This window comes from Neobacillus drentensis, from assembly GCF_036965645.1.
Taxonomy (GTDB): domain Bacteria; phylum Bacillota; class Bacilli; order Bacillales; family Cytobacillaceae; genus Neobacillus; species Neobacillus drentensis_D.
The window spans coordinates 1-4813 of the sequence record NZ_JBALPZ010000240.1 but is presented as its reverse complement, the minus strand read 5'-3'; the positions used below and the strand labels follow the sequence as shown (position 1 = coordinate 4813).

Below are 4813 nucleotides of genomic sequence, written 5' to 3'. Positions count from 1 at the left end.
CAGTTATTTATTTGGGTTTTATACTTATTAACTGGGGGGATTTTTAAAAAAAGATCTTTCCGAATGGGAAAGACCTTTTTTCGTTTATTCCATTACATATTTTCCTTCACATTCACCATATAGGTTTCCTGAGTCACATTTCCTTTTCGTTTAAGTTTATTCCAGCCAACGGTTACTCCTTTAATCGCAGAGAAAATAGATTTTATTACAACATACGTCATAAGCTGTTTGTACAAGATCCGTTGTAAAAATAATGAGACCAATGGTTTGGGGCTTTCCTTCTCCAAACGAAACGCATATAGGGATGTAACGAAATCCAGCAGGTAAAATAAGATAAATCCAATGGCTGCCTTTCCAGAGTGGCCGTTAAATAGAGCCATTATAAACAATATATCTGCAATAGGAGAGATGGTTTGATAGATATATTGAAAAAGCCACATGTTTGGTAAGCCGATAAAACCTAATGAATTGTGTTTCTTATTAAATAAAGCCCCACGATGTTTCCATAAACATTGTAGTGTACCATAGACCCAACGGTAGCGCTGTTTTGCAAGACTTTTGATATCCTCAGGAACTTCTGTGAAGGCATAAGCCTTTTCCTCAAATTCAATCTTCTTCCCTTGGCGTAAAAGGGTAAGCGTGATATCCGTATCTTCTGCCAGCGTATCCTCTTTAAAGTATCCTGCTTCTTCCACAGCCGACTTTCTCCATGCGCCAATCGCTCCTGGTACGACCGTAATACAGTTTAAAGCAGCAAATGCTCTTCTCTCTAAGTTAAAGCCTGTTACATATTCAATATGCTGCCAGTTAGTTAGGAGGTTTCCCTTATTGCCGACTTTGACATTACCTGACACTGCAGCCACATGTTCATTTTTAAAATGGTTAACAAGCAGGGAGATGGCATTTTTGGCAATGAGTGTATCAGCGTCCAGTGCCACAACAATTTCTCCTTTTGCTCCTTTAAATCCTAGATTTACAGCAGAAGATTTACCACCATTCGGTTTTTTTATTAATCTGACGAAAGGATGGTTTAGATAAGTTTTTTTAACCACACCAGCCGTATCATCCTTTGACCCGTCATCGATAACTAAGACCTCAAAAGCAGGGTAATCACTGGATAATATAGAATCAACTGTTTTGCAAATTACTTTTTCTTCGTTATAAGCCGCCATAACTACACTTACAAACGGTGTAAAGGCAGGATCAATCACAGTCTCTTTATACGCTTTTACCTGCTTTCTAGAAAGAATGATGAAGAGCGTAAGTCGCAAGATTCCTAAGAAAATAGCTGAATAGAAAAGAACATATAATCCTAAACGCCAGCCCTGCATAAGCATAAACACCGCTTTGTCATAGACCAAATAGGGGCTGTTCTGTTTAGCAGAGGGCATAATCTGACTATTTGTTTTTCCAATCATTTGACCAATGGTGGTAAAGGTATAGCCGCGTTGTTGCAGTTCTTTTATGATAACCGGCAAAGCCTTTACCGTGTTTGATCGGTCACCTCCTGAATCGTGGAACAAAATCACATTTCCCTCTGACAGCTGCTCCAAAACCCGCTTCACCATTTCATTACTAGAAGGTCTTTGCCAATCGTCGGTGTCTATTAATTCGCCGACCATCGTATACCCCATATCCTGTGCACGCACGATCGGAAGCAGTTCGCTTTTTGTACTCGGTTCCGCATCTGCCACATATGGCGGACGGAAGAGGGTCATCGAGTGTCCGGTAATTTCCTCAAAAAGTCGTTGATTAGCATTTAACTCTAATTTTGTTTGCCATGGTGCTGTAGATGCAACATCAGGATGTGTAAAGGTATGACTGCCAATTTCATGACCTTCGTTATACATTCTTTTAATCAGATTTGGATGCAGCACGGCATTTTCTCCAACGATGAAGAAGGAACCTTTTATATGATACTTGTTTAAAATGTCCAATATTTGCGGTGTATAGACTGGATCCGGTCCGTCATCAAAGGTAAGAACGATTTCCTTCTTTTTCGGTTTTCCATAACGAACCACTTTAAAAGGCGTTGGTAATTTAGTATAGGTTTCATTTTTGATTAAACCTTGAGCATCCACTTCAATGGCCCTTTTCCCTTTTTCAGATTGAGAAACCACTTTTAAAATTTCTCCCGCGCCTGAATAGTGAACCGGTTCAGGACTGACTAAGGTTTCCAAGGCATTGGATGGATTATCCATTTCCTTTGGTTGATTCATATAGTTCCAGATCGAAGGATCTTCAGAACCAAGCCGCCATACTGCAATTCCTTTTGAGCCACTAGCTATTGCGGTTTTCATTTGATTATAAAATGTTGCGGCATCTAAAAACCAAACAATATGATTTTTTCCATTTATCTTGTAACGTAAATAAGGGTTGCCTACTTGTTTATTCCAATGGATTTTAAGGTTGGTACCCAATCCAAGATTCATAATATCTCCGAAAGTAATCGATTCAGCAGGCTCCGTGGAGTTTTCTTCCCAGTCATACCCGTAGCTTCCCAAACTAACAACTAATTTTTCAGAAGGAATATCAAGGCGGTTCAAGCTATTTTTTACCCAATCTAACGGTGCGACAGGTCCAGGTTTGCTCGTGGAGTTGTGCTGGTCATATAGCATGACAAACAGCCGATCCACATCATTTGTTAATGAAGTATAGTCAAAAGCAGTGTTACTTGGTGGGACATCAATTGTTACCAATAGGTCATGTTGATGAAAGGCATCAGAAACTTTATTTACAAAACTTGATAAACCCGCTTTGTCCTTTTGGTTGATATTCTCGAAGTCAATATTAATACCAGCAAAGTCATTTGTTTGCACATAATCCAACAAATTATTAATAAAAAGATCTTCTGCACCAGGAGTATTAAATAACCGATGAAGGGTTTCTGCATCCCATTTATTATTTATAAAATTATTTACTACTGGGAGGATCTTTATCTGATGTGCCTTTGCCTCTGCAATAATGGACGAGTCATTGCTGGATTTAAAGGTTAGATCCTTATTAAGCTGCAGCCACTCGGGCACTAATGTGGTTATTGATCCAATATTTTTTTTAAAGGACGTTTTGCTGTTTTCATCCCAATTAACATAAAAACCATAAACTTCATGTTTCCTTGAAATTTGTGTTTTGGTTTCTGTTCCATCATTTTTATGATTAAGCGAGGCAGGATTCATTTTTTGCAGCTGCTTGGCAAGCTGTTCATCCGTGAAACTTGAATTAATTGGTTCAATCTTGGTTGTCGCTTCACTTGTATTTAATTGCAGATTAGGAAACAACGGGTCAGTATTAAGACTTTCTATAAAAATAAAAGATACTAAAACCATTAATAGAATAAAGCCTGTACACATCCGTTTTATAATCGACCAGCGTCTTTTAGCCGGATCAAGAAAAACATGTTCTTGATTTCGTTCCCGTGTTTTTAGCCCTAAATTGTAAAACCAATGGAAGAAAAAATAACAAACAAGCCCGATTAATCCACCCAGGACGGGTGTTAAATTATATCCTTCTAATACAGGTACATCCAGGAAAGGCAACTCTCGAATAGTAGGAATAAAAAGAGTCATTAATGTTCCTAGTAAAATGGCGATGATATTAAGACGAAACAAAAGTGAGAGAACAAGCAATAATGGTATTCTAATACTATATATCGGTAAAAAGGCAAGGAAAAATCCAAGTGAACTCGCAATGGCCCCTCTATTACCAGTGACGGGTGCAAAAAATGATCGAACAATCCACCTAACTACTTTATTCACGATATTCCTCCTTATAGGTGTTTGTTGAGAGTTAAATTTTAATAGTATGTATTACTTTCTTGACGCTGCTTTATATTTTTCGACAAAAAAAGACTACCAACAAAAAGTTAGGTAATCATGAATAGATTTTGGGGGTAGAATGAAATGTTTTTTTTATTTCTAATGGCACTTAAGTCAATATTTGGTTAATAATCTCTTAATTTACTATTCTACCCCCATAAAGCCTGCAGGTTTTGGCGAAATTTGTATTATCATCCTGAATAAAAAGACAAAAGGGGAAGAATATGAACAAAAGAGCTATTGGAGCCCTAACCATGGTGTTAGTAGGATCCGTTACGTTTTCTCTCACCAACAACTTGTTAACCGAACAATCTACTAAACCATACGAAGTAAATCATTTACCTATATCAGATGAACCAAAAACAGCGGATACCTTAGACTCAGTAGAAAAAAACGGGAAAAATCAAACAAAAGGAACAGCGGATAAAGTCACAACAGTAAATATTACTTTAAAAGAGCAAAAGCCTGAAACAAAAAGTAAGAATGTAGATACTGCGACTTCTATTAAGCCTGTTTCGGTCCAAGCAAAGAGTAATAAATCCACCGCTCAGGTTCAAAAAAGTACCACGACTGCACGAGCTGCTTCATCAACACCTAAAACTGCAGCACCTGTTACTACTAAAACTACGACCATTCAGAAAACTACTACAACAACGATAAGTTCAAAAACAACCACAAAGACGGAACCGACAAAGGCGATAACAACAACACCAGCACCGACAACAACAGCGCCGGCAAAGTCGACAACAACAACGGCGCCGGCAAAGTCGACAGCAACAACTTCGTCATCAACGACAACAACTGCCAATCATGGACAACAAGTTTCTCAAGCTGCAAAAGCAAAAGCTGCGAGTCGTAAGGATCAGAAGGTTAACAATGGAAAGGTAAATTAAATTAACGTAAAAAGGGAACCAATTATGATCTGACCCAATAAAGTTAGACAAAAAAGATTAGGCAACCATCAAGACTTGAGTCCGGTATTCCACTGGGCTTAAGTC

Annotated in this window: 2 protein-coding genes; one reads left to right on the top strand and one right to left on the bottom strand. The window is 38.2% G+C overall.

What is annotated here, in order from left to right:
• Positions 1 to 92: 92 nt before the first annotated feature.
• Entirely contained in the window at positions 93 to 3755 is a 3663-nt protein-coding gene (locus tag V7266_RS29530; protein WP_335472777.1) for a polysaccharide deacetylase family protein, read from the bottom strand.
• A gap of 284 nt (positions 3756 to 4039) precedes the next feature.
• Here V7266_RS29530 and V7266_RS29525 point away from each other — a divergent pair, with 284 nt between their 5' ends.
• Positions 4040 to 4708 (top strand): hypothetical protein, encoded by a 669-nt coding sequence (locus V7266_RS29525; protein WP_335472776.1) that lies wholly within the window; start codon positions 4040 to 4042, stop codon positions 4706 to 4708.
• Positions 4709 to 4813 lie beyond the last annotated feature (105 nt).

Bases quoted from the DNA above. Each gene is read 5' to 3' on its own strand.
- V7266_RS29525 (WP_335472776.1), top strand. From the start codon at position 4,040: ATGAACAAAAGAGCTATTGGAGCCCTAACCATGGTGTTAGTAGGATCC.